The 24796-nt window shown below is 65.2% G+C and carries 27 protein-coding genes, 3 pseudogenes and 1 riboswitch; of the genes and pseudogenes, 18 read left to right on the forward strand and 12 right to left on the reverse strand.

All coding sequences use genetic code 11. The annotated features are described in order from the left end of the window. The first annotated feature begins 3 nt into the window (after positions 1–3). Positions 4–192, forward strand: a complete 189-nt coding sequence (locus ABIC50_RS19990; protein ID WP_354166516.1) for an AMP-binding enzyme — start codon at positions 4–6, stop codon at positions 190–192. Positions 193–229: 37 nt separating this feature from the next. After that, positions 230–595, forward strand: coding sequence for an SDR family oxidoreductase (locus ABIC50_RS19995; protein ID WP_354166400.1), 366 nt, complete (start codon positions 230–232; stop codon positions 593–595). A gap of 22 nt (positions 596–617) precedes the next feature. Here the strand turns inward: ABIC50_RS19995 and ABIC50_RS20000 are convergent, their stop codons facing one another. Next, positions 618–1343, reverse strand: coding sequence for a lysozyme inhibitor LprI family protein (locus ABIC50_RS20000; protein ID WP_354166402.1), 726 nt, complete (start codon positions 1341–1343; stop codon positions 618–620). A 1197-nt stretch (positions 1344–2540) separates the two neighbouring features. Next, the gene (locus ABIC50_RS20005) at positions 2541–3767 is read right to left on the reverse strand and encodes an acyltransferase family protein (protein ID WP_354166404.1); all 1227 of its coding nucleotides are present in this window, start codon (positions 3765–3767) and stop codon (positions 2541–2543) included. A 50-nt stretch (positions 3768–3817) separates the two neighbouring features. Between ABIC50_RS20005 and ABIC50_RS20010 the strand changes: the two genes are divergently transcribed. The 5 genes from ABIC50_RS20010 to infA all read left to right on the forward strand — a co-directional run bounded on the left by ABIC50_RS20010 (position 3818) and on the right by infA (position 7587). Further along, on the forward strand, positions 3818–5197 hold the full coding sequence (locus ABIC50_RS20010; protein WP_354166407.1) for a glycosyltransferase family 87 protein: 1380 nt from the start codon (positions 3818–3820) through the stop codon (positions 5195–5197). A 247-nt stretch (positions 5198–5444) separates the two neighbouring features. Continuing rightward, positions 5445–5681, forward strand: coding sequence for a FitA-like ribbon-helix-helix domain-containing protein (locus ABIC50_RS20015; protein ID WP_006753828.1), 237 nt, complete (start codon positions 5445–5447; stop codon positions 5679–5681). Next, the gene (locus tag ABIC50_RS20020) at positions 5668–6084 is read left to right on the forward strand and encodes a type II toxin-antitoxin system VapC family toxin (protein ID WP_006753827.1); all 417 of its coding nucleotides are present in this window, start codon (positions 5668–5670) and stop codon (positions 6082–6084) included. Before ABIC50_RS20015 ends, ABIC50_RS20020 begins: the two co-directional genes overlap by 14 nt. A gap of 574 nt (positions 6085–6658) precedes the next feature. Then, the gene (locus tag ABIC50_RS20025; protein WP_006751843.1) at positions 6659–6862 is read left to right on the forward strand and encodes a cold-shock protein; all 204 of its coding nucleotides are present in this window, start codon (positions 6659–6661) and stop codon (positions 6860–6862) included. A gap of 461 nt (positions 6863–7323) precedes the next feature. Next, positions 7324–7587: a translation initiation factor IF-1 gene (gene infA, locus ABIC50_RS20030; RefSeq protein ID WP_006751842.1), complete on the forward strand. Its 264-nt coding sequence runs from the start codon at positions 7324–7326 to the stop codon at positions 7585–7587. Positions 7588–7882: 295 nt separating this feature from the next. On the opposite strand, the pseudogene ABIC50_RS20035 reads toward infA, so the two are convergent. Then, positions 7883–7996: pseudogene (locus ABIC50_RS20035) on the reverse strand (4-hydroxy-2-oxovalerate aldolase family protein); the annotation flags it as partial. On the opposite strand from ABIC50_RS20035, the pseudogene ABIC50_RS20040 reads away from it, so the two are divergent. The 3 genes and pseudogenes from ABIC50_RS20040 to ABIC50_RS20050 form a co-directional block, all read left to right on the forward strand. Next, positions 7992–8240 (forward strand): annotated as a pseudogene (locus ABIC50_RS20040) (electron transfer flavoprotein subunit alpha/FixB family protein); the annotation flags it as partial. The pseudogenes ABIC50_RS20035 and ABIC50_RS20040 overlap by 5 nt on opposite strands. A gap of 20 nt (positions 8241–8260) precedes the next feature. Next, positions 8261–8776: an acyltransferase gene (locus ABIC50_RS20045; protein ID WP_354166409.1), complete on the forward strand. Its 516-nt coding sequence runs from the start codon at positions 8261–8263 to the stop codon at positions 8774–8776. A gap of 275 nt (positions 8777–9051) precedes the next feature. Then, on the forward strand, positions 9052–9300 hold the full coding sequence (locus ABIC50_RS20050) for a hypothetical protein (RefSeq protein WP_012366135.1): 249 nt from the start codon (positions 9052–9054) through the stop codon (positions 9298–9300). A gap of 23 nt (positions 9301–9323) precedes the next feature. On the opposite strand, the gene ABIC50_RS20055 is transcribed toward ABIC50_RS20050, so the two are convergent. After that, positions 9324–10487 carry an MFS transporter gene (locus tag ABIC50_RS20055; protein WP_229063860.1) on the reverse strand — a complete coding sequence of 388 codons (1164 nt, stop codon included), beginning with the start codon at positions 10485–10487 and terminating at the stop codon, positions 9324–9326. A gap of 272 nt (positions 10488–10759) precedes the next feature. Between ABIC50_RS20055 and ABIC50_RS20060 the strand changes: the two genes are divergently transcribed. The 3 genes from ABIC50_RS20060 to ABIC50_RS20070 are packed head-to-tail and all read left to right on the forward strand — an operon-like array spanning position 10760 to position 12580. Next, the gene (locus tag ABIC50_RS20060) at positions 10760–11404 is read left to right on the forward strand and encodes a DUF1326 domain-containing protein (protein ID WP_354166519.1); all 645 of its coding nucleotides are present in this window, start codon (positions 10760–10762) and stop codon (positions 11402–11404) included. After that, positions 11401–12192, forward strand: a complete 792-nt coding sequence (locus ABIC50_RS20065) for a DUF2182 domain-containing protein (RefSeq protein ID WP_354166411.1) — start codon at positions 11401–11403, stop codon at positions 12190–12192. The genes ABIC50_RS20060 and ABIC50_RS20065 overlap by 4 nt, the downstream gene beginning before the upstream one ends. A gap of 40 nt (positions 12193–12232) precedes the next feature. Next, on the forward strand, positions 12233–12580 hold the full coding sequence (locus ABIC50_RS20070; protein WP_354166413.1) for a copper-binding protein: 348 nt from the start codon (positions 12233–12235) through the stop codon (positions 12578–12580). Positions 12581–12630: 50 nt separating this feature from the next. Here ABIC50_RS20070 and ABIC50_RS20075 read toward each other — a convergent pair whose 3' ends face one another. Together ABIC50_RS20075 and ABIC50_RS20080 are read right to left on the reverse strand one after the other, a co-directional pair. Further along, complete coding sequence (locus tag ABIC50_RS20075) at positions 12631–13029, reverse strand: VOC family protein (protein WP_354166520.1); 399 nt, start codon at positions 13027–13029, stop codon at positions 12631–12633. Positions 13030–13092: 63 nt separating this feature from the next. Beyond that, positions 13093–13554, reverse strand: coding sequence for an Lrp/AsnC family transcriptional regulator (locus tag ABIC50_RS20080; RefSeq protein ID WP_354166415.1), 462 nt, complete (start codon positions 13552–13554; stop codon positions 13093–13095). Positions 13555–13668: 114 nt separating this feature from the next. Here ABIC50_RS20080 and ABIC50_RS20085 point away from each other — a divergent pair, with 114 nt between their 5' ends. Beyond that, on the forward strand, positions 13669–14307 hold the full coding sequence (locus ABIC50_RS20085; protein WP_354166417.1) for a LysE family translocator: 639 nt from the start codon (positions 13669–13671) through the stop codon (positions 14305–14307). Positions 14308–14369: 62 nt separating this feature from the next. Here ABIC50_RS20085 and ABIC50_RS20090 read toward each other — a convergent pair whose 3' ends face one another. Beyond that, positions 14370–16298, reverse strand: a complete 1929-nt coding sequence (locus ABIC50_RS20090) for a TonB-dependent receptor domain-containing protein (protein WP_354166419.1) — start codon at positions 16296–16298, stop codon at positions 14370–14372. A 210-nt stretch (positions 16299–16508) separates the two neighbouring features. Further along, positions 16509–16701: riboswitch (cobalamin riboswitch) on the reverse strand. A gap of 120 nt (positions 16702–16821) precedes the next feature. Between ABIC50_RS20090 and ABIC50_RS34000 the strand changes: the two genes are divergently transcribed. After that, complete coding sequence (locus ABIC50_RS34000; RefSeq protein ID WP_471685727.1) at positions 16822–17223, forward strand: SDR family oxidoreductase; 402 nt, start codon at positions 16822–16824, stop codon at positions 17221–17223. A 65-nt stretch (positions 17224–17288) separates the two neighbouring features. Here the strand turns inward: ABIC50_RS34000 and ABIC50_RS20105 are convergent, their stop codons facing one another. From ABIC50_RS20105 to ABIC50_RS20120, 4 genes are all read right to left on the reverse strand, one after another. Then, positions 17289–17537: a hypothetical protein gene (locus tag ABIC50_RS20105; protein WP_354166424.1), complete on the reverse strand. Its 249-nt coding sequence runs from the start codon at positions 17535–17537 to the stop codon at positions 17289–17291. Positions 17538–17667: 130 nt separating this feature from the next. Continuing rightward, a complete protein-coding gene (locus tag ABIC50_RS20110; RefSeq protein ID WP_354166426.1) occupies positions 17668–18642 on the reverse strand; it encodes a threo-3-hydroxy-L-aspartate ammonia-lyase in 975 nt (324 codons plus the stop codon). A 48-nt stretch (positions 18643–18690) separates the two neighbouring features. After that, the gene (locus ABIC50_RS20115) at positions 18691–19329 is read right to left on the reverse strand and encodes a helix-turn-helix transcriptional regulator (RefSeq protein ID WP_354166429.1); all 639 of its coding nucleotides are present in this window, start codon (positions 19327–19329) and stop codon (positions 18691–18693) included. After that, the gene (locus ABIC50_RS20120; RefSeq protein ID WP_354166431.1) at positions 19326–19847 is read right to left on the reverse strand and encodes a YbaK/prolyl-tRNA synthetase associated domain-containing protein; all 522 of its coding nucleotides are present in this window, start codon (positions 19845–19847) and stop codon (positions 19326–19328) included. The genes ABIC50_RS20115 and ABIC50_RS20120 overlap by 4 nt, the downstream gene beginning before the upstream one ends. Before the next feature lie 386 nt (positions 19848–20233). Between ABIC50_RS20120 and ABIC50_RS20125 the strand changes: the two genes are divergently transcribed. Next, positions 20234–21820 (forward strand): isocitrate lyase, encoded by a 1587-nt coding sequence (locus ABIC50_RS20125; RefSeq protein ID WP_126225445.1) that lies wholly within the window; start codon positions 20234–20236, stop codon positions 21818–21820. A gap of 52 nt (positions 21821–21872) precedes the next feature. On the opposite strand, the pseudogene ABIC50_RS20130 reads toward ABIC50_RS20125, so the two are convergent. Next, positions 21873–22103: pseudogene (locus ABIC50_RS20130) on the reverse strand (EthD domain-containing protein); the annotation flags it as partial. A 21-nt stretch (positions 22104–22124) separates the two neighbouring features. Between ABIC50_RS20130 and ABIC50_RS20135 the strand changes: the two are divergent. Continuing rightward, the gene (locus tag ABIC50_RS20135) at positions 22125–22337 is read left to right on the forward strand and encodes an SDR family oxidoreductase (RefSeq protein WP_354166433.1); all 213 of its coding nucleotides are present in this window, start codon (positions 22125–22127) and stop codon (positions 22335–22337) included. Positions 22338–22864: 527 nt separating this feature from the next. Further along, positions 22865–24730, forward strand: a complete 1866-nt coding sequence (locus ABIC50_RS20140) for a phosphoenolpyruvate carboxykinase (GTP) (RefSeq protein WP_354166435.1) — start codon at positions 22865–22867, stop codon at positions 24728–24730. The last annotated feature ends 66 nt before the right edge of the window (positions 24731–24796 follow it).

Here is a 24796-nt window from a genome sequence, read left to right on the forward strand (position 1 = left end):
TACATCAAGATTCCGAAGCTGTTGCGCTCCGGCGCGCATGCCGACGCCGATGTACTGAACGACTGGGCGCGCAGCAACATGGCGAACTACAAGGTGCCGAGGCATTTCACGTTCGTCGAGCAATTGCCGATGAGCGCGGCCGGCAAGGTGCTGAAGTACCGGCTGCGCGTGGGTGCTGAAGCGGCGGGCTGAGCGCCGCCGCGTGTCGCCCCATCAATGGGAGGAATGCATGAACGACAACGGATTTCCGCAGGGGCGGCACTCGTATTCGGCGGCAGCGGCGGGATCGGGCGTGGCGGCCACCACGCATCGCGTGGACGTGACCGATCCCGCGCAGATTGACGCGGTGTTCGCAGCCGCGATCGCCGCGCGCGGCCGTGTACATTCCGTTGTGTGGGCGGCTGGCCCGTTCGTGAACCAGCGCCATATCGGCGACATGACGCACGACGACTGGCGGCGCGCGATCGAGGTCGAGACGGTGGGTTTCTTCAACGCGGTGAAGGCCGTGTTGCCGCATTTCCGCGCGTCGGGCGGCGGGTCGTTCGTGACGCTCGGTTCGGCCGGGCATGCGGGTGGACGGAGCCCGCTGGGGTGAGCGGGCTCGACGGCAGGGCGCTTCAGTTGTCTTGGGCACTGACATCGCCGGTTTGCGCAATCTTCGTCAGCACGCGTTTCTGGTATGCGTACCAGGAAGTCAAGCATGCTTTGTCACGACAATTTTTCTCGCGAAAATTCCATTGCTTTCGCGTTCGTTCGGCAAAAGCTACCTTGTCGGTGACAGCGTCCTTTGCCTGCTGATACGTTGCGGCAAGATCTCGGTCGTCGGCCGCAAGATCCGGATCGTGGCAGATAAGGAACTCCGGAATGGACTTCGCGTTGCCACAGTCGAAGCTCGTTTGCTGAAGCGGTGAATCGGCCACGTTGCTCGCCGGTTGGTTTGCGACCGGATCGACAGCCGGCGACGTTGATTGCGTCGGGGGCGGGGTGAGCACTGGTTGCTGCGCTTGATTCAATGTAGCGGTGCGTTGACCATACGGTGTCAACTGCCCGGACATCGCGTCTTCGATCATTGCGCCGATCAACGAGTTGGGCACAACCCTGATAGTTTCGGTTTTCAGAACCGAGTCGCCGGCCATCGTTTGCGATTTCGCAAAATTGCACGGAGCCTGGCACGTAATGCGATTCGATATGTTCGGATTGTCCTCATCAACCATAAGCAAAATATAACTTCCGTCTCGCAGACCAACGTAGCGCATCATCACAAGCGCTTTTGTCGCCTTTCCTGCACGTACGTCATCTTCGCTGAGTGCTGGCTCGTACCCGTACGTACCATCCTGGCTCATCGCGTAATTGTGAGACGGTGGCGGTGCCGTCGGCGCGGGTGCTGAGGAGGGCGGAAGTGACGTGGTAGCGTTGCTTGCTGTATTCGGACTTGCCGGTAACGGCTGCGCGCTGCTGTCGGAATGTTTCGAGTCGCAAGCTGCAACCACAGCTGCGGCGAGTAAAAGAAGTGCGATGCGCTTCACGATATCCCCGAGAGTTGATTGATCTTTTTTAATTGCTGACGATCGCCCAGACATCAAACACATTCCGCTTCGATTGCGATTGAGTCGCGGACCTGCCGGCATTCTGAATCAGCTTTGATCCTGGTTGGGCATTGTATCAAGGTCGGCTTGCCCGTATGTCGTTCGATAAAGCAGAAAATCAATGCGTCGCAATGGCGCCCACTCTGTGGAGAGCGTCGTCAATGAACTGCTGGGCGCCAGCATATGGGTCCCCCAGAGCATCGTGGTAACCGGGTGCGTTTGACGTGCAGGGCAGGATCAAACATCCAGATCGCCCGCGCGACCGGCGCAAGTCGCACGAATGAAACGCTTTTCGCGCGGCGAGTCGGGTTACGTCCTGGCTCACCGTTTCGATCTCGGTATGCCGACGACTCACCTGTGCGTGTCCGGCGTGCATTGCAGCGCCCGCTGCGCGAAACCGCCGGTCATCTGCACGGCGATGATGCATCGAAAACAGATGCGTTCCTGAAACATTTCCGTCGATTCCCCCACGCGTCACGCCGGCGAGGTGATGGTGACGCTTGTCCCGCGCGGGTTCGCGCGGTATGGCACACGCCTTGCGGTGAGCCCCGTGCCGCTCGTGACAACCGCGATTGATATTCACGATAAATCGCGGGAGCGGCACGCAACGACATCGAAACATCGGGGATCGGCTCCAGCCGCGGGATGGCGGCCCGACGTGTCGGACGCGCGCAGCGTCGTATCGGCGACACGAACGGGCACCGTACGCTCGATCCGTCAAACAGCAAGCTTGCTTGCAAGGTGTCGTGCCGGGGGACCCGCTGCGCGTGGCGGCATGCGCTGCTCGCGGCGGGTCGAGGCCCAAACGGTTCACTGGCCGCCGCGGCTGGGCCGCAGAAGAGCCAGATTCTGGTCTCCAGCGGCCTCGATGAATTGAATCGGAAGATGTCGCGGTATCGGTGGTATCCGGTCCTCCAGATCGGGATCTCGTATCGATTCTGAGCCGCGCACGTGTCACAGCGCGGCCGTGCTTTGCTCGCGTGCGGGTTCGACCGTCCTGCGGGCCGGGCGCGCATCGTTGCGCTTCGCGAGGAATGGGTGCTCGATGTAGCGGTAAGTCAGCAGCGCACAGAAGACGGCGACCAGTGCGCACGCAAACGACAGCGCCCAGATGCCGGAGTCGTCAACGGAATTGATCGGGAAAACGAACTTGTTGAACGCGCGGACGATCGCGTACACGATCGCCATGTGGAGCATGTAGATGCTGAAGCTGGCGGTGCCGAGCAGCGCGAGCGGTCGGGTTTCGAGCACACCATAGAACGTGTTCCCGCACGCCACGCACAGGAACACCGGGAGCAGCGGCAGCGCGCCCTCGATCGAGTAGCGTTCGGGCGGATACGGGGCGACGGCGAGAATCAGCAGCGCGACGGTGGCCGCCGATTTCGTGCCGAGCAGCGAGCGGATCGCGGGATGTCGCGATGCCTCGAACGCCAGCGCGCCGAACGCGAACAGCAGGGCCATCCCGCCGGGCGGCCCGAACAGCGCGGCGCAGAACGTGACGATCGCGAACGCGAGCAGCTTGCGCCACGCGCGCGTCGCGACGAACCACGCGAGAAACGGAATGGCGACGTAGAACCGCCATTCGTATGCGAGCGTCCACCAGACGCCGCTCAGATAGCCGGTGTGTTCCGCGCCGTTGACCGGAAAAGCACCGAACCAGCCGAGCGAAACGGCTTTGAGCAGATCGGCCAGCAACCGGATCGGCGCGTCGACGACATTGCCGGGAAACCAGTACAGCGTGCAGGCGACGATGACGATCGCGTAAAAGAGGTAGAGCGGGGCGACGCGCCGCACGCGCCCGACGAAGAAGCTCCGCACGTCGAACGTGCCCCTGCACGCGCGCTCCCAGAACAAAAACCCGGTGACCATGAAGAACAGCGCGACGGGAATCGTGCCGAGATTGCGCAGGAAGTCGGAGGGGGCGCCCCAGACGCCGGTCGACAGCAAGCCCTGGTTGCACGCGAAGTGATGGAAGACGACGGAGGTCGCCAGGATGCCGCGGAATCCGTCCAGGTTGGGATGGCGCATCGACAGCGATTTGTCGACGGCCGACCGGTAGAACGGTACGTGCCTCGCGACGAGCCACGCGATGATCGCGACGGCCGCAAGGCAGGCCGGGAAGTAGAGCTTGTCGGGAGTGGGGGAAAACAGGGTATCCAGAGAAGGGGTAATCAGGTCCACTGAAGGGCGTCTCGTGTCTTGGATCGCTTGGATCGGGATTTCAGGCACGGATGGTCCGCGTCGATGCAAGGTCTTCTGCGCGCGTGGTGCGGCGTTCGATCGCCGGTCTTGTGCGTCGATGGTATCAAACGGTCACGACGGCGTGCCGCATGGAGATGCAACATGATGTTTCGATGCGGCGGGTGTCATCGGGTACTTCACTGGAACAACAAGGCGCGGGGTGGGCGATGGAGACGATACGCGGGTCGGACGATCGCATCGTCGATGCGCGGCGTGTCGCAACGTATGCCGCAGCGGCGCTCGTGCTGCAATTGCTGTTCCTCGTCGTCTGGGCGGTCCGCTATTACGGGTTGCACGACCGGTCCGCGCCGATGGTCGGGTCGGACTTCGCGATATTCTGGGCGACGGCGCGGGTCGCGCTGGAGCACGGCCCGACGGCGATCTTCTCGCCGCAATGGATCCAGCCGATCGAGGCCGCGCTCCGGCCGTTCGATAATTTCGCGCCCTGGCCGTATCCGCCGACCTTCCTGCTCGTCGTTATCCCGTTCGGCCTGCTGCCGTTCGTGCCGGCTCTCGTGCTGTTCGGCGTACTGGCGATCGTTTGCTACGCGGCCGTCGTCGCGCGGCTGACGCGCCCGCTCGACGGTCAGTGGCGGATGGTGGTCGCCGCATTTCCGGGCTTCATCGGCGCCGCGCTCTCGATGCAGAACGCGTTCCTGACCGTCACGGCGGCCGCAGCGGCGTTGCTGCTGTTGCGATCGCGCCCGGTCATCGCCGGCGCCTGCATCGCGATCCTGGTCGTGAAGCCGCAATACGGCGTGCTGTTCCCGCTGGCGCTGATCTCCGGGCGGCACTGGAAAGCGCTGGTGTCGGCGGGCTTGTTCAGTGCCGCGATCGTCGCGACCTCGGTGGCTGTGTTTGGATTGCAGGCGTGGACCGCGTTTCTTGCGTTCCTGCCCGTCTTCAACCGCGGTGTGGTCGAGCACGGCGAGACGCTGTGGCGCGGCATGCCGTCGCTGGTCGGGGGCGCGCGGGCCGCTGGCCTGTCGGTCCAGTTCGCGTATGGCGTGCAGATGTGCGTCGCGGTGGCTGCCGCCGCGGCGGTCGTGTACGTCTGGACGCGGCGCGCGGCGCGCTTCGAACTGCGCGCGGCGGCACTGGCCGCGGCGACGCTGCTGGTGCAGCCGTACTACATGTATTACGACCTGCTGTGGCTGGTGTTGCCGCTGACCTTCCTGTTGCTCGACTGCCGGAACGTTCGGCCGAACCGGCTCGAATCGATCGTGCTGGCACTCGCGTGGATCGCGCCCGCCCAGGCATTCGCCGCGGTTATCGCCGGCACGATGTGGCCGGTGGCGGCCGCGGTCCTGATGGCGGTGCTCGCGATGGTCGTACGGCGCGCGTCGGATTCGACGCGGTTGCGCGCCTGACGACGCGCATCTGCGTCGGCCGCCCGCCGGTGCATGGCCATTCGGCCGTCTTTTTCATCGCGTCGATTCGGCTTACCGTGCACGACAGCAGTTCGACGCGTCGGGCCAGCGGCGCAGGGGCTTTCTGTTGCCCGTTGCCGCCGGCCCGCGCCGACTTCCGTCTTCCATCTGGTCGTCCCGATGATAGCAATGCTTGCAATTCACCGTCACGGCGCTATCATTGATAGCAATCTGGATGGAGGTACCTATGGCAAATCTTCTGGTGCGTAACGTGGATGACAGTATCGTTCAGAGCCTGCGCGAGCAGGCCGCGGCCAACGGCAGGAGCGCCGAGGCCGAACATCGGGCCATTCTGGCCGAGGCGCTCGGCCGGCCGAAGCGACGGACATTCGCGCAAGTGCTGATGAGCATGCCGGACGTCGGCGAAGACGCGGATTTCCAACGTGTTCAGGATTCCGGCGAGGTCAGGCGTGTTTTTGATTGATACGAACGTCATCAGCGAGATCAGAAAGGGCAAGCGAACCAACCGCGGCGTGCGCGCGTTCTTCAGGCAGGCGGAGGCCGACGCGAGCCCGCTTTACCTGTCGGTCGTGACGGTGGCCGAACTGCGGCGCGGCGTCGACCTGATCCGTCATCGCGGCGATCATCCGCAGGCGTCGGCGCTCGAGGCATGGATGGCGACGATCCTGTCCGGCTATGCGTCGAACATCCTGCCGGTCGATATCGAGACCGCCCAGATGTGGGGCCATTTGCGCGTGCCCGATCCGGCGCACGCCCTCGACCACCTGATCGCGGCCACCGCGCTGATCAACGATCTGACGGTCGTTACCCGCAATGTCGACGATTTCGCTCGCACCGGCGTCCGGCTGCTGAACCCATTCGATTGATCGAAGTCGCGCGCATCGCGGCAATCCGCCCAGCTTCCCGTCTTCTCCGTCGCGCATGGCCCGTCCCATCGGGCTTGCGCGGGGCGACCCGATTTCCACCAACTCCCCGCCATTTCCCCCTGCGCCTCTCGTCCCAACAGACGATGTGACGCCATCCGCGACCGGCCAGAATCCTTTCACGAATGACGCGGCCGACGTGCGGCCGTCGAGCGTCGCGCGCAAGGCATTCGAGATGACCATCCGCGACCGTGGGACGCCGCCGGCGCTGCATCACGTGTTCGAACCGCGGTAACGGCGGCGCGCGGCAAAAAAGGGGAGGGAATCGTTACTCCCTCCCGATTGCCGCAGAGGCCCGCCAGGCAAGGCGGACGCGGGGTCGCACATGTTCGCCGCATCGAAAAGAGCTTGACGGATCGGCCGGTACCGCGTAGTGTCCGAGACCGAAGTCTTCAAGAAGTTCGATTGCTCATCATTGGCCGCACTGCATATTGTGCGGCAGTCGTTGGTCTCTCCCTCTTTGATTCTTTCTGTGCCCGTTGCGGGCGCTGTTCTCAATCGTATTAAGGAAGTATTTGTGGATACCGGTACCGTCAAGTGGTTCAACGAAACCAAGGGCTTTGGTTTCATCTCCCCGGACAACGGCGGCGACGATCTGTTCGCCCATTTCTCTGAAATTCGCGGCACGGGCTTCAAGACCCTGGCCGAAGGTCAGAAGGTCAGCTACGAAGTGAAGCGTGGCCCGAAGGGCCTGCAAGCGTCGAACATCACGCCGCAGTAAGCCGTGTCGGCACCGGCCACCGAATGGCGGCCGCTGCCGGACGGAGCTCGCGCGGATGCCGGCCCAAGCCGGTGTCCTGCGCGTTCCGACGCACACGACCGATGCATCGCGGTATACACGATGCATCGGTCGTGTGCTTCCCTCATTCATCGCAGGTCCGTACGACGTGCGATTCAACGCCCTCGCGAAGCGCTTGCCGCGTCGCCAGCGGCCCATGCTGCAACCCGTAGGCCGTCGCCATGCCGCACGTGGCCCGGTCCCGACTTTGCGCGGTGCTGATTGCACCGCCGCCACTGACCGCCCGACCGCCGCAATGCGCCGGGCTCCGATTGCAAGATGGGCCCGTCGCCCGTCTGAACGAATTGAAACCCGGCATCCTGCCGGCGGCCGTCCCGTTGCGGGCCACGGCGCCGGTGAGCTCGCCGTGGCCGCGGTCATTTACCTTCTCTGGAGGAATTGGTTTGGCAAAAGAAGAACTGTTGGAACTGGACGGAATCGTCGACGAAGTGCTGCCGGACAGCAAATACCGTGTCACGCTGGAAAACGGCGTTGTGGTTGGCGCGTACGCGTCGGGCCGCATGCGCAAGAACCACATCCGCATTCTCGCGGGTGATCGTGTGACGCTGGAACTGTCGATGTACGACCTGACGAAGGGGCGCATCAACTTCCGTCACAAGGACGCGAACTCGACGCGTCCGCCGCGCAGCGGGCAACCGCGTCGCTAAGCAGTAACGGTCGGGCGCGCAACGCTGCTCCGATCGAAACCTGTCCGACCATCCCGTACGGTCGGACACACCGGATGGACGGCGTGATCAGCGCCGTTCGTCGGTCGCCGGCGGCGGTGCAGTGCCGCGGCGGCCAAGGTCCTCTTTTCCGGTCGCGCTGCGTGTACAGCGCTTGAGCGGCCGTGTCCCCGCAGGAACGCATCGATGCGCGTCGCGAAATGCGACCGCGCCGGCTTGCGCGTCAAGCCGCCCGCGGACCGCGACGATGCCGCCCGATGCCATCAAGCTACGCAGCTTACGCCGCCACCGCCCGCGCCCGAACCATCGTCAGCGCCGCATCCTCGATCATGTCCTCCTGCCCGCCGACGAGCCGTTGCCGGCCCAGTTCGACGAGAATGCCGCGCGCCGGGCTGGGCGCATCGCGCGCCGCAGTCGACGCCGGCTACGTACCGAACGACTACCAGGTCGGCCAGACCAGCAAGATCGTCGCGCCGCAGCTATACATCGCGGTCGGCATCTCGGGTGCGATTCAGCATCTGACCGGCATGAAGGATTCGAAGGTGATCGTCGCGATCAATAAGGATCCCGAAGCGTCGATCTTCAGCGTGGCCGATTACGGCCTCGTCGGCGATCTGTTCGCGCTCGTGCCCGAACGGTTGCGGTGCTCTGAGCGATGCCGCTGTTCGAATTCAACGGCACGTGCCCGCGCGTCGATCCGTCCGCGTACGTTCATCCGAGCGCGGTCGTGATCGGCGACGTGACGATCGGCGCGGGCTGCTACATCGGCCCGCATGCGAGCCTGCGCGGCGATTTCGGCGCGATCGTCGTCGATGACGGCAGCAACGTGCAGGACGGTTGCGTGCTGCATGTCGGCATCGGCGAGACGTGCCGGCTCGGCATGAACAGCCACATCGGCCACGGCGCGATCGTGCACGGCGCGACGCTGGAACTGGACACGATGATCGGGATGAACGCGGTCGTGATGGACGGCGCGACGATCGGCGCCGCGTACGCATTCGTGAAGGCCGGCTACGAGGTGCCGCGCGGCGTGCTGCTCGCGGGCGTGCCGGGGCGCGTGGTGCGGCGGCTGAGAGACGCGGAGATCGCGGCGAAGGCGAATGGCACGCGGGTCTATCAGCAACTCGCGGTGGATCGCCTGAAGACGCTCAGGCAGATCGACGACGCGTAAGCGGCGCGCATCGACGGCCGCATCGCTCAGGTCATGTCACGTCACGACCCACACGTGCCGAACGCCCGCGACAACCGCCCGAATCCGCTCCCCGTATTCGGGATCGACGATCAGCACGATCGTGTGAGGTTCGGACATCGATTTTCTCGGGGTTTATGCGGATGGTGATTCGCTATCGTGCATGCCGGTCATGACGTTCGCGCGGGATCGATTGCCTGATGCGGCGTCGTTGTCTTAAGATCGGCGTCAGATCAGCCTACCGCCTCCGGCGCCGAATGAAAACGACTATACCCCTGCGCGTCGCCGTCATCGCTTCGGCCTTCGCCGTCTATCACGTATTCATGCACGTCCAGTGGGTCGTCAGCGGTTGCATTGAATTCCTTCACGGCCGGCATTGCAGCTTCGAGAACAGTGCGAATTTCGAGGCAATGATGGACTTCGACCTGCTGGTGACCTGCGCGTGGGTCGCGGGCGCGGCGATGGCGTGGTTCTCCGTTGCACGCGCACCGAAGAAATCCAGTTAACCGCCGCGGCATCGCGCTGCCGCTCATTGCATGCGCGCCGGCGCCGGCCGGTCGTGCAGGAACGCGAGCGACAGCGCCGCGAAACCACAACTCGCGATGAGCATCAGCAACGCACCCTTGCCCGCGTGCACCATCACCCAGCCACCGACCGACGGAAAGCCGAACGTGCCGATGAAATACGACGCGACGAACCACGTGAGCACGCCGTGCTGTTGCGTGGCCGGGCAATCGTTGAGCGCCTGCGCCTGGATGACCGGGTACACGAGCCCGTAGCCGGCGCCGAGCAGCACCGCCGCGATCGACTGGAACGACGCGTGCGCGGACGCGCCGAACATCGCGAGCGCCCCGAGCAACATCGTCACGAGCAACCCTTTGGTCGCGATTTCCGGACGCGCCATTCGCACCCATTTGCCGAGCAGCCAGCGCGCGGTCACGACCGTCACCGTGTAAAGGCTGAAGAATGTGCCCGGGCGCGCTTGCGTGCCTTGCATGAACGACATCTGGAACGTCATCAGGCCCGAGAACACGCAGGTGCCGAGCGCGATCATCGCGATCGGCACGGCCGCGCGCGTGCGCGAGATGGCGCGAAGGTCGCGCACCCAGCGGCCGCCGGACGCGGCGGCGGGCGGGCGCGGGCACAGGCGGCCGAACGCCTCCAGCATCAGCGACGCGAGCGCGCACAGCGCGCCGACCGCGTAAAGCGTGTCGTCGATCGACCAGTGGAGCACCCGCATCGCATACGCGGCAAATGCCGGCGCTGCGCCGATGCCCGTCATCTGGAAGGTGGACGACCGGAAGAACCATACGTTTCGCGCAGCGCCGCTGGTGCGTTCGGCGAGCGACATCGGCGCGGCCAGATGAAACGCGCCCCAGCCGAAGCCGACCAGGAAGCCGGACAGCAAGTCGGCCGACGGCGCACGTCCGACGAGTGCGAAACCCACGATGCCGGCACCGATGCACAGCGACGACAACGCGGCGATTCGCGCGGCGCCGATCTGCCGCGAGAACCAGCCGACCACCGACAGGCCGGCGAAGGTGCCGACCGTCGCGGCGGCCAGGGCCGCGCCGGTATCGAGATCGCTGCCGCCGATCATGCGAAAACGCATCGACAGCAGGAACGTGGCGCCGTAGCCGCCCGCGGTAAGCAGGGTGCCGACGAGAAAGAGCAATGCACTATGAACGCGCATGACAGCCAACCGCGCGACGACGGTCGGGGAGTGGTCGATTGCGAGACAGTATGGACCAGGACCGATGCGGAATGCCCGCATTCGTGGCGATGCAACAAGGGCATCGGCTTTTGTCCGACATGGCCCGAACATGCTCGATTGCACGTGTCATTGCGCGCCGCGGGGACGCCGTTTTTACCGACATTCGACGCGCATCGCACTTATTTTGCTTTCCCCCGTGGGGTGCACTAGATTCGAAACGTTACGTATCGCCGACCGCGCGAGGTGAAGCCATGACGTCGTGGGAGATTCAGGGAACCGAACTAATGAACTGCAATTGCTCATACGGTTGTCCCTGCCAGTTCAATTCGCTGCCGACGCATGGCAACTGCGAAGCAATGGGTGCGATTTCGATCGACAGCGGTCACTACGGCGACGTGGTGCTCGACGGCGTGCGGATCGCGGTCGTGTTCCAGTGGCCCGGGCCGATTCACGAAGGCCACGGCCGCTGTCAGCCGATCGTCGACAATCGCGCAAGCCCCGCGCAATGCGAGGCCGTGCTGAAGATCATGACCGGTCAGGATACCGATCCATTCGCGACGATGTTCTCCGTGTTCGCGTCGACGCTCGAGCAGGCGTACGATCCGATCTTCGCGAAGATCGAGTTCGACGTCGATGTGGATGCGCGGCGCGGCCGGATCAGCGTCGACGGCGTGTTCGACATCGTCGGCGAGCCGATCCGCAATCCGGTGACGGGCGCCGAACATCGCGCACGGATCGACCTGCCGCACGGCTTCGAATACGAGCTGGCCGAGATCGGTTCGGGTACCGGCCGGTCGCACGGCAACATCGAGCTGGATCTCAAGGGCAGCTACGCGCAGTTCGCACGGCTGCATCTGAACAATCACGGGCTGATCCGGCATCGCGTCACGGCATGATCCCCGTCGACGATGTTCTCGGGCGCGAGCGCGTCGTCACGCTGCTCGGCTTGACCGCGCTCGCCGGCGCGTGCTGGGCCTACCTGTGGACGGGGGCCGGCACCGGCATGTCGGCGCTCGACATGACGGCGGTCGCACTGTTCCCGCATCGGCTCGCCGACGACATGGGCGCGATGGCCCCGTCGCTCGCGACCGTGATCCTGATGTGGTGGGTGATGATGATCGCGATGATGACGCCCGGCGCGGCACCGCTCGTGCTGCTGTACCGGCGCGTGCTGCGGCATCACGATCCGGCCGGCGCCGGATCGGCATTCACGTCGACGTTCCTGCTGGCCGGCTATCTTGCATCGTGGTTCGCGTTCTCGGTCGTCGCGGCCGGGCTGCAGATGCTGCTGCAACCTGCCGGCCTGATCTCCGGGATGATGCTGTGGTCGAAGAGCGCTGTGCTCTCCGCGATCGTTCTCGCGCTGGCCGGCATCTACCAGTTTTCGCCGCTGAAACAGGCTTGCTTGCGGCAATGCCGGTCACCGGTCCAGTTCCTCACGACGTACTGGCGGCCGGGCATCACGGGCAGCTTCCTGCTCGGCGTGCGCCACGGTGCGTATTGCGTGGGCTGTTGCTGGCTGCTGATGGCGCTGCTGTTCGTCGGCGGCGTGATGAACGTCGTATGGATCGTCGCGTTGTCGCTGTTCGTGCTGATTGAAAAGGTGCTGCCCGGCGGCGAGCGCATCGGCCGTGTGCTCGGCGTCGTGCTGATTGCGTGGGCGGTCGCGACGTTGCTGGTGTAGCGGCGCGCATTCGTCATTTGCCGCACCGGGGAGAATTTCGATGAAGGTCCGATGCATCGTCATCTCCGTTTTTGGCGCGATGGCCGTCGTGGCCACGCCGGTGCGCGCGGCCGGCAGCATGTCCGGCATGAGCATGGGCGACATGAAGATGTCCGCGTCGGATGCGGCGCTGACCGACGCCGAGGTGAAACGGATTGATGCCGCGCACGGCATGGTGACGTTGAAGCACGGCGCGCTGGAGAACGTCGGGATGGCGCCGATGACGATGGCGTTCAAGGCCGGCGACCCGGCGATGATCGATTCGCTGCACGTGGGCGACAAGGTCAAGGTAAGGGTCGAACGCGTGAACGGCACGCTTACGATCGTGACGCTTGTGAAACGGCCGTGATGCGCGTCCGGTGACAAGCGTCAGCCGCCGCTTCGCTCAACGACGATTCGTCACCGGAAATCGCGGTCCGGCTCGGCGAAGTTCAACTCGACGCCATTGCCGGCCGGGTCGGCGAAAAAGAGCTGGAGCTGCCTCGTGAGCGGCACGTATCTGCGCGAGTACCGGACTTGCGCATCGGTGAGGCGCCGTTCCATGTCGGCGGCGTTTTCACATGAAAACGCCATATGGTCGAATGTATTGACGACGTGCGATGGCCGTACCTCGCCGGGCCGCGCTTGCGACAGGTGAAGGATCGCCTGCGCCCCAGCGTAGAGCCAGTAGCCGGCGCTCTGGAACGGCGGACGATATCCCAGTTCGAGGCCGACGACGTTCACATAGAAATCGCGCAGCGTATCGAGCGTCGCCCGATCCGCGCGCAGGTTGTAATGATTGAGTCCGATCACTGACATGGCAGGTTGTCCGGTTCGTGCAAGGTGCGCATGGCACAGCATCGCGCGGCGCGGGGCATCGTGTCACCCCCGACTGCCTTTGCCCGCACCCGCCGGACGCGCCAGCCCGCGCGCCGGCAGCGGCGTCGACATTACAATCGACGTGCGCGTTTCGCCGTACAGGTTGATGCGCTCGATCAGTTGCTCGAGGTGCGCCATGCTGACCGCGACGAACCGCATCACGTAGGAATCCGCGCCCGTCACGTGATGGCACTCGACCACTTCGGGAATCGTCTCGAGCAGCTTCAGAAATTTCGCCTTCGCCGGCTGTGGCACCGTGATGCCGATCAGCGCGCTCACCGGGTACCCCGCCGCAGCCGGATTGACCCGCGCCGTGTAGCCGTCGATCACGCCGGCCGATTCGAGGCGCTTCACGCGCTCCGTCACCGCCGGCACCGACAGATGAACCTGGCGTGCCAGCTCCGTGTAGCTGATGCGGCCGTTGGCCTGCAGCAGCGCGAGTACCTTCCAGTCGAGTTCGTCCATCGCGGCGGAGTTTTTAAGGTGAAGCCGCTATTTTTCCTTAAAAACAGCCTTCAGCGGTGACCGGACTTTCCCTACGATGCGGTTGAAGCCACGGGAAATCGCGAGGAGCCGGCCATGCTGTTCATCAAGTCCGTCGTGATGGGATTGTCGATCGCGGTGCCGGTCGGCCCCATCGGGATGCTGTGCATCCAGCGCAGCCTGAGCCGAGGCTTTCACGCGGGATTCGCCACCGGCATCGGCGCCGCGTGCGCCGATGCGATCTACGGGCTGCTCGGCGCGCTGGGCGTCGCCGGCATCGTCACTGCGTTTCCGATGCTGACCGTCGCGTTGAAAATTGGCGGCGGCGCGTTCCTCGTGTGGCTGGCCTGGACCATCGCACGGCAGGCGCCGGCCGCATCGGCGGCACAGCGCGACTTGCCGCGCACGACGGTGCTGCGCGATTTCCTGACGACGTTCGGCCTGACGCTGTCGAATCCGATGACGATCCTGTCGTTCGTCGGGATTTTCGCGGCGCTCGGCCCGCTGACAGGCACGCATGACGTCGCGATGGGGCCGACGGTCGCGCTGATGGTCGCCGGCGTGTTCGTCGGTTCCGCGACGTGGTGGCTGTGCCTGAGCAGCGCGACCGCCGCGTTGCGCACGAAGATGCCGCTGACGTTCATGCACGGGCTGTCGCGCGTGTCGGCCATCGTGATCGCGGTGTTCGGCGCGATCCAGTTGATTGCGGGCGTACACGGCGTCGTGTGGTCCTGACGCGCACCGCGGTGCGATAGAACGCTCGAACCTGTCCGCTGCGACGCCCGCGACCGCCCCGATCAGAACGTATAGCTAACCTTGCCGAACGCAGTGCGGCCGAGCGTGTTGTAACCGTACGCGGTCACGTACTGACGGTCGAACAGGTTCGACAGCGTCGCCGACACCGTCAGGTGCGCATTGATCTTGTACGACGCGCGCAGGTTCACGGTCAGGTACGACGGCAGATACGTGGCGTTGGCCGGGTCGTCGAACGTCGTGCCGCCGTAGTTCAACGACGCGCCGGTGCTCAGTGCATGCAGGTGCAGTTCGTCCCACGTGTGGTCGATGCTCACGCTGACCGTCTGGCGCGGCCGGCGGCTGAGCCAGCTGTCGTTGGTTTCGTCCTGCGGATTGAGAATCCCCACCGCGATGCTCACCGGCGTCGTGCGGCCGAGCGTGCCCTTGTACGACAGGTCGATGCCGCGGATGTGCGCACGGCCGATGTTCATCGGTGAGAACGTCGCCGGGTTGTACGCGATCAGGTTGTTGACGCGCGTGTCGTAGATCGCGGCGCTGAACGTGCCGTACGCGGTGTTCGCGTCGAGCGCGGCTTCGACCGAATCGCTGCGCTCCGGATTCAGGTTCGGATTGCCGTAACCGGGGTAGTACAGGTCGTTGAACGACGGCAGGCGGAATGCATTGCCGTACGACACGCGCGCCGTATAGACCGGCGTGATCGCCCACGACAGCGCGGCGTTGCCGGTGTTCACGGCTTTCCCCGCGATGATCTCGTGACGGCCCGCGACGAACATCGTCACGCTGCCGAGCGTCGCCGACTGATGCAGCGAGAACGCGGAATCGTTGCGCGTGGGCACGCCGTCCGGCACGTCGACCGGCAGGAACGCCTGCTCGCGCGTGAAGTCGTATGCGACCTTCGTCTCGCCCGACAGCGGCAGGCCGAACAGGTGGAAGCCGTGCGTCTGATGGGTCAGCGACGTCGACGAACTGATGCGCTGCGAGTCGATCCGGTCAGTGCGGATGGCCGCGTCGCTCGCATACAGGAACTGGCGGTCGTTCGCATAACCAAACGATTGGTCGAACTGCGTGTCGGGCGTGATGTCGAGATGGAACGCGATGCCGGTCGTCAGCTGATGATCGAGTTCGCGGTTCGCATAGCCGGCGTTGTCGAAGGACAAATCGGAGCGGTGATACAGCGCGAACGTCGAGATCGACCAGTTATCGCGCGCGTAGCCGAGGCGCGCATCGAGATCCTGCGCGTGGTACGGATTGCGGCCGTCCTCGTGGTACGGCAGCACGGGCCGCGTCGCGTCGATGCCGGCCGTGTTGTACGAGTGCAGGCCGAGCGAGTAGGTGAGCCCGCCGAGTGCGGCCAGCGGCCCGGTCGACGGTACGGTGCCCGACGTGCGCAACTGCGTGTCGAAGGTCTTGTTCGAGCCGCCGCCGAACGACACGGTCGTCTGGTTGGGCTGGCCGGCGGCGCGGCGCGTGAACAGCTGCACGACGCCGCCCATCGCGTTCGCGCCGAACGACGCGGCGGCCGGCCCCGAAATCACTTCGACGCGCTCGAACGCTTCGGTCGGCAGGTCGGCCCACGGCGCGATGCCGGTGGTCGGCGAGCCGATCCGGATCCCGTCGATGAATACCGCGACCTGGCTGGCCGACGAGCCGCGGATGCTGACCGACGCGGACGAGCCAGGGCCGCCGGTCTGCGAGACGGTCACGCCCGGCAGCATCGCGAGGGCCTGGGTGATGCTCGGCTCGCTCGGCGACAGCCGGTCGAGATCGGCGCGCGTGAGCACCTGCGTCGTCGCATAGCGCTGGTCGAACGATTCGGGCAGGTGCCGCGTGTCGGTCACGGCGATCGTCGGCAGGTCGGTGCCGTCGGCGGGCGGGCGCGGCTGCGTGATTGTCGTATCGCCGGCGGCGTGGGCGATCGGGGAGAGCAGCGCGGTGGCGGCGGACGTGGCGAGAAGGTGGCGAAGATTCATGAGGCGGCGAGCGTGATCGTGTTGCAGGTACGGCGTGCGCGCGCGAAGACGCCGCGCATGACGGCGGCGCAACGGCGCGACGCTTCCGGCGTGGAAGCGGAGGCGGAAAGGTTGGACATCTGAAGGGTCCTGAGGTCGGGCCGTCCATGCAACGGAGCGACCGCCAAAGGCGGTGCTGGCGCATCGGGACACCCCGCCCGGTGCGGCTGCTTGGACCTCGGGTCGATGGCAGGTCTCCTGGCTCGCGGGTCGTCATTCGCGCCGGCCTTCCCGGTTTCCCAGTGGCGTGTGGTGGCGCGGATTCGCCGCTTACAGTTGCGGGGGCAGCCGCAGATTCGAGGCGCTGCCTCTCCTGCGTTCCCTTTTGATCCCGTTCCCGGGAACCATCAGCGCGCAAGCGTAATGGCGAGCGCTCCGGCGCGTCAATCGCCGGCGGCCGACGGGATGCGAAAAAACGTCAGTGTTCGCCGAATGCTTTCGAATTCCTTTCTTTTTTGGCGCAATCGAACCGCGTTCACGTCTGATGAAACGGAACGTCGGCGGCGCTGCAACCGCGCCCGAACCGGCTCGGCGCGATGCCTGTCCATCGCACGAACGCTCGTCGGAACGCTTCCTCGCCGCTGAACCCGAGATGCGCGGCGATCCGCCGTCGCTGCTCGCGCCGGGCCCGGTGCAGTCGGGCATCTTCAACGACCCGTTCGGTGCCGCGCACGACCGGCCCGAAGTGCAGGGCTTCGTCGATACGATGCGCGCGATGCTGAACGCGCACGGACTTACGCCCGACGCGTTCGCCGCGCGGGTGTTCGATGGCATTCGAGAAGGGCGTTACTGGCTGATTCCGCAACCGGAGACGATCGACTGCGCGCTGCAGCGGCGTACCGCGGACATCCTCGCCGCACGCGATCCGTCGCTGCCGTCGTTGTGATGTCGCTGTGGCGTCGTGGAGATTCAGTGATGCGGGCCGGCCGTCCGACGCGGCCGGCTCACGTTTTACATATGCGAGCCGGAGCGCGTGCGGCCGTTGGGATCGCCGCCGCGATCGGGCGGCGTATTGTTCTGATCGATCTTCGCGAGCACGAAGCGGGCGGGCGGCAGCGCGGCGGGCGAATGGTGGGTGGCCTGCGCGACAGGGCCTTGCGGCAATGCGGCGGGAAGGCTGGATGACGTAACGCCCGGTTGAGCGAACGCCGAAAGGGAGGCTGCCGCGAGGGCGGCGGCGACGATCGCGTGCGTGTTCATGACGACTCCTTCTTCACGACTGAATGCGGGACACCTAATCAGTCTAGGGCGCGAAACTTAACGCGCCGTGAAGAAGCGGCGGCACGCGGATGACAGGATATTCATCCACGCCATCCGCGCGCCACGACGGTCATGCGGAGGTGGACACCAGCGCGCAGAAGTTCTCGAGATCGACGTTGCCGCCGCTGATCACGATGCCGACGCGCTTGCCCTTCAGTTCGTCCTTCATCCGGCGCGCGGCCGCGAACGACAGGCAGCCGGTCGGCTCGACGACAATCTTCATACGGGTCGCGAAGAAACGCATGCAGTCGACCAGCTCGGCGTCGGTCGCGGTCAGGATGTCGTCGACGTCGCGCCGCAGGATCGGGAACGTCAGGTTGCCGAGGTGCTGCGTCTGCGCGCCGTCGGCGATCGTGCGCGGCGTGTCGATATGGACGATCGAGCCGGACCGGAACGACTGCTGGCCGTCGTTGCCGGCTTCCGGCTCGACGCCGTACAGCTTCGCGTGCGGCGACAGTGCGCGCGTCGCGAGCGCCGTGCCCGACAGCAGGCCACCGCCGCCGAGCGGCGTGAACACCGCGTCGAGCGGCCCGACCTCGTCGAACAGTTCCTTGGCCGCCGTGCCCTGGCCCGCGATCACGTCCGCATGGTCGTACGGCGGGACCAGCGTGAGCCTGTGTTTCTCAGCAAGCTCGCGGCCGATCTGCTCGCGGTCCTCGGTGTAACGGTCGTAGGTCACGACGTTGCCGCCGTAGCCGCGCGTCGCGGCCATCTTCGCGGCCGGCGCGTCCTGCGGCATCACGATCGTCGCCGGAATGCCGAGGATGCGCGCCGACAGCGCGATCGCCTGCGCATGGTTGCCGGACGAGAACGCGACGACGCCGTTGCGGCGCTGCGTCGCGTCGAAGCGCGACAGCGCGTTGAACGCGCCGCGGAACTTGAATGCGCCCATGCGCTGCAGGTTCTCGCACTTGAAGAACACCTGTGCGCCGAGCGCTTCGTCGATCGTGCGCGACGTCATCACGGGCGTGCGGTGCGCGTGGCCTTCGAGCCGTGCCGCAGCGGTTGCCACGTCGTCGTAGGTGGGGAGGGTCGGAGTGTTCATGAAGGTCGCTCGTCGGAAGGGTCGTTCAATGGGGCAGCAGGGCGCGCATCATTTCGCATCGTTGTAGACGGTGGCGCGCGACACGCCGAGGTGCTGCGACACGATTTCCATCGCGCGGCGCACCTCGAGGAAGCCGTCCGCCTTCAGCGCGTGCATCAGCTCGCGGCGCTGGTCGGTCTTCAGCTCGCGCGGCGTGGTTGCCAGACGCGTCGCGAACGCATCGATGCGCTGGCGGATCGCGTCCGCGCCGGCCGGGTCGAGCGTGTCGGCGACGGGTTCGCCTTCGGTGCTGCAGAACTGGTTCAGCATGCCCTGGAAGCCGCGGAACAGCGTGACGTCCGCGTTCAGACAAAGCGCGGCCACGTAGCGGCCGCTCGAATCCTTGATGCCGATCGACGTGCTTTTCGCGGTGCGGCCGTCGGCGAAGCGGTTCGCGTAGTTCGCGAGTACCTGCGGGTAGTCGTCGTCCTCGATGCGCGCGAGCCCGAGTTCGGTCGCCGGATCGCCGACCGCGCGGCCCGACAGGTTGTTGTGGATCGCGAGGATCGCGTGTTCCGGCGTGCGCAGGTCGTGCACGACGACCTCGGTGAACGGCGCGAACATCGCGCCGAGCCCTTCGGCGATGCGCAGCACCTGCTCGATCAGCGATGCCTGTTCCTGTTGCGGTCGGAGGCGCGGCGTGGTCATGCGTTGGCCTGCAGCGCGGGCGCGTTGGCGGCTTCCGGCCGCGTGATGTCGGCGAGCAGCGGGCGGGCGATCCGCACGTAGTCGGACGCGTCGAGCACGACCGAGCGGTCGAGGCGGCCCGCGTTGAACGCGATTTCGTCGTTGCGTTCGATCAGCGCCGGGTCGACGACGAGCGTCACGTTCGCGTCGAACACGAACGGCGGCACGGCGCCCATCACGCAGCGTGTGACCGTGGCCGCGAGTTCGGGCGGCGCGAGCGTCGCCTTGCGGCGGCCGAGCGCGTCGGCGACCTTGCGGAAATCGATCTTCAGATGGCCGGGGATCACCGCGAGCGCGGTGGCGTCGCCGCCGTCCTTGAACGCGCAGAGCATCGCCTTCGCGCCCTGTTCGGGACGCGTGCCGCGAATCGCGGCGATCACGTCGGATTTGCCTTCGGCCGGGTGCTCCATCACGCGGAACCGCGCGCCGGAGGTCGTCAGCAGCTCGCGCAGCGCGTCGAAAACGGGATAGTCGCTCATGTCGTTCCGGGCAGGAGGGGCGCGTCGGGCGCCGTCGATGGATTGTCCAAGTATAGACGTTTTGTCATGCGCGTGGCAAAAGCGCCGAAGCGCGGATCGCCCTGTCTGTCGTCGCACCAATTGCCGAAAGATCGTTTCATATCGCGGAACGCCGGTCGAATTTCCGGCGCGCGGCCGTCCCGCCGCTTGAAAACTTGTTTTGCATCGCAAAAACGCGCGCTTATCTCATTGAAAAACAAGAGAAATTTATATCTTATGTCTTATATAAGAGTTGCCCGAAAGCGAAGCGAGCAACGTTACTATTAAGTCCATGCAGTTCGCTTCGTCACACGGAGCGGGCACGCTGAACCCTTTACTCAAATGCGCTTCGTTCCCAGGAGATAGACATGTCCCAATATCAAGACGACATCAAGGCAGTGGCTGGTTTGAAGGAGAAGCAAGGCAGCGCGTGGGATGCCATCAATCCGGAATCGGCTGCCCGCATGCGTGCCCAGAACAAGTTCAAGACGGGCCTGGACATCGCCCGCTACACCGCCAAGATCATGCGCGCCGACATGGCCGCGTACGATGCGGACCCGACCAAGTACACGCAGTCGCTGGGTTGCTGGCACGGCTTCATCGGCCAGCAGAAGATGATCTCCATCAAGAAGCACTTCAACAGCACCGAACGCCGTTACCTGTACCTGTCGGGCTGGATGGTCGCCGCGCTGCGTTCGGAGTTCGGCCCGCTGCCGGACCAGTCGATGCACGAAAAGACCTCGGTCAGCGCGCTGATCCGCGAGCTGTACACGTTCCTGCGCCAGGCCGACGCCCGTGAGCTGGGCGGCCTGTTCCGCGAGCTGGATGCGGCCAAGGATGCGGCTGCCAAGGCCGCGATCCAGGAAAAGATCGACAACCACGTGACGCACGTCGTGCCGATCATCGCCGACATCGACGCAGGTTTCGGCAATGCCGAAGCAACGTACCTGCTGGCCAAGCAGTTCATCGAAGCGGGCGCGTGCTGCATCCAGATCGAGAACCAGGTGTCCGACGAGAAGCAGTGCGGCCACCAGGACGGCAAGGTCACGGTGCCGCACGAGGATTTCCTCGCGAAGATCCGCGCGATCCGCTACGCGTTCCTGGAACTGGGCGTGGACGACGGCATCATCGTCGCCCGTACCGACTCGCTCGGCGCCGGCCTGACCAAGCAGATCGCCGTGACCAACACGCCGGGCGACCTGGGCGACCAGTACAACGCGTTCCTCGACTGCGAAGAGTTGTCGGCCGACCAGCTCGGCAACGGTGACGTCGTGATCAAGCGCGACGGCAAGCTGCTGCGTCCGAAGCGCCTGCCGAGCAACCTGTTCCAGTTCCGCTCGGGCACGGGCGAAGCGCGTTGCGTGCTGGATTGCATCACGTCGCTGCAGAACGGCGCCGACCTGCTGTGGATCGAAACCGAAAAGCCGCATATCGCGCAGATCGGCGGCATGGTCAGCGAAATCCGCAAGGTGATCCCGAACGCGAAGCTGGTGTACAACAACAGCCCGTCGTTCAACTGGACGCTGAACTTCCGTCAGCAGGTGTATGACGCGATGCAGGCAGCGGGCAAGGACGTGTCGGCCTACGACCGCGCGCAGCTGATGAGCGTCGAGTACGACCAGACCGAGCTGGCCACGCTCGCCGACGAGAAGATCCGCACGTTCCAGGCCGATGCGTCGCGTGAAGCGGGCATCTTCCACCACCTGATCACGCTGCCGACGTACCACACGGCTGCGCTGTCGACCGACAACCTCGCGAAGGAATACTTCGGCGACCAGGGCATGCTCGGTTACGTGGCCGGCGTGCAGCGCAAGGAAATCCGCCAGGGCATCGCGTGCGTCAAGCACCAGAACATGTCCGGCTCGGATATCGGCGACGACCACAAGGAATACTTCAGCGGCGAAGCAGCGCTGAAGGCAGCGGGCAAGGACAACACGATGAACCAGTTCTCGTAATCGTCGTACCCGCGGCACGACGCCAACCCGTTCAGCGCGGGTTGGCGTTTTTTTATTCGCGCACCGCCTTCACGACGTACTGGCTCGTCGGCACCACGTCGATCTTGTCGAAATCGATGAAGCGTCCGCAGCTGTCCATCATCTGAGCGACGTTGCGCTGGAACTTCTCCTCGTCGCCGACCGCATCGAAGAACGCGTACGGATCGGTCATCGCCGCGGCGGGGAAGCACTCCTCGACGATCGCGTCGTAGCCGCGCGCCGCATGCGTGAGCGCGCGCACCATCCGGGCGGCGTGAACACGGCGATGTCGAACCCGACCGCCGCACCGCTCGACGAAGTCGACAAGCACTACACGCACGTGCCGCTGCAACGTGTCGGCTTGCCTGACGAAATCGCGCGCGCGACGCTGTTCCTCGCGAGCGACGAAGTGTCGTACTGCAACGGCGCCGAACTGGCCGTCGACAGTGGAATGGCGGCAGGCGCGTATTACCCCGGATTGCCGGGCGCGCCGCTTTGAGCGGTAGCGCACACAACGCGTTCGCGATGGATGTTTGTGTGCGCAACCTAATTCAGGGTTTGCCTGAGTAGCGAAAACGCCAATTCGGCCGCTGCCCGTTCGGGGGCAGCGCATGCGAACGCGTCGCGCCGATTTTTCCGCGTTCGCGAAACCCTTGCCGGACGGACGTTTCGAGCCGTTTCGTCCCCAAAGCGCATGGGCCGGCCCAATAAAATGGACCGGCCGGCAAGCGGCATGCCGACGCGTCGACACAATTGTTTCTTGTTGCAACGCAACGCCCGCCCAATAACGGCGATGGTATGCTGGCCGGCATGGAGTTGTACGGCAGGTTGCTTGCATGGCGAAACTCGCGTTCGCACGCTCATACGAGACATCACATTCTCTCGCCCGCATCGCGGCATCGACACGCGCTCCGCTCGCGCGTCCCGCCTTGCGCGTCGCTTCAACCTGCGCTCCGACCGCATTCCCCCATCTGGCGGGCTCGCCCCGCATCCACGATCCCCTTCCAATAATCTGGAGACATTTCCATGTCGCATAACAGCATGGCCGAAGCGACGCACAGCGCGCTGATCGCTCCCCCGGCATTCGTCAAGCATCGCAAACTGATCGAGTGGGTGTCGCGCATCGCGGCGCTCACGGAGCCGGAACGCGTCGTGTGGTGCGACGGCTCGCAGGAGGAATACGACGCGCTGTGCCAGGCGATGGTCGATCAGGGCACGCTCACGCGCCTGAACCCGGAGAAGCGGCCGAACTCGTATCTCGCGCAATCCGATCCGTCCGACGTCGCGCGCGTCGAGGATCGCACGTTCATCTGCACGCCGTCGCCCGACGACGTCGGCCCGACCAACAACTGGATCGCGCCGGAAGAAATGCGCGACACGCTGAACGGGTTGTTCCGCGGCTCGATGCGCGGCCGCACGCTGTATGTCGTGCCGTTCTCGATGGGCCCGCTCGGCTCGCCGATCGCGCATATCGGCGTCGAGCTGTCCGACAGCCCGTACGTGGTCGTGAACATGCGGATCATGACGCGCATGGGCCGCGAGGTTTATGACGTGCTCGGCGAGGACGGCGATTTCGTGCCGTGCGTGCACAGCGTCGGCCATCCGCTGGACGCGGGTCAGAAGGACGTTCGCTGGCCGTGCAATCCGGTCAAGTACATCGTGCATTTCCCCGAGACGCGCGAGATCTGGAGCTTCGGTTCCGGCTACGGCGGCAATGCCTTGCTCGGCAAGAAATGCTTTGCGCTGCGCATCGCGTCGACGATGGGCCGCGACCAGGGCTGGCTCGCCGAACACATGCTGATCCTTGGCGTGACGTCGCCGGCCGGCAAGAAGTATCACGTCGCGGCGGCGTTCCCGTCCGCGTGCGGCAAGACCAACTTCGCGATGCTGATTCCGCCGCAGGGCTTCGACGGCTGGAAGGTCACGACGATCGGCGACGACATCGCGTGGCTGAAGCCGGGCCGCGATGGCCGCCTGTACGCGATCAACCCGGAAGCCGGCTTCTTCGGCGTCGCGCCGGGCACCGGCGTGAAGACCAATCCGAACGCGATCTCGACGCTGAAGGAAAACGTGATCTTCACGAACGTCGCGCTGACGGAAGACGGCGACGTGTGGTGGGAAGGCCTGACCGACACGCCGCCCGCGAAGCTGACCGACTGGCAAGGCAACCAGTGGACGCCGGAAATCGGCAAGGAAACGGGCCGCAAGGCCGCGCATCCGAATTCGCGCTTCACGGCGCCCGCATCGCAATGCCCGTCGATCGACGCGGACTGGGAGAACCCGGCCGGCGTGCCGATCGACGCGTTCATCTTCGGCGGCCGTCGCTCGACCACCGTGCCGCTCGTAACCGAAGCGCGCGATTGGGTCGAAGGCGTGTACATGGCCGCGACGATGGGCTCGGAGACGACCGCCGCGGCCGTCGGCCAGCAAGGCATCGTGCGCCGCGACCCGTTCGCGATGCTGCCGTTCTGCGGCTACAACGTGAGCGATTATTTCGCGCACTGGCTGAAGATCGGCAAGCAGCTCGAAGGCGCGGGCGCGAAGCTGCCGAAGATCTACTGCGTGAACTGGTTCCGCAAGGACGCGAACGGCAAGTTCGTGTGGCCGGGTTTCGGCGAGAACATGCGCGTGCTGAAGTGGATGCTCGATCGCCTCGAAGGCAACGGCGGCGGCGGCGAACATGCGTTCGGCGTGTCGCCGGCCTATGACGACCTGCACTGGGAAGGGCTCGATTTCACGCGCGAGCAGTTCGAGGCGGTGACGTCGATGAACGCCGACGAATGGCGCGAGGAGCTGAAGCTGCACGCGGCGCTGTTCGACATGCTGAAGCTGCGCCTGCCGACCGAGCTGACCGACACGATGAAGAAGATCGAACAGCGCATCGGCGGCTGACGAGCCGCATCGACCACGACGTAGCGGCATATCGACGTCCCGCCGCCGGCATCCGACGCCGGCGGC

This window comes from Burkholderia sp. 567, from assembly GCF_040545115.1.
GTDB lineage: Bacteria > Pseudomonadota > Gammaproteobacteria > Burkholderiales > Burkholderiaceae > Burkholderia > Burkholderia ambifaria.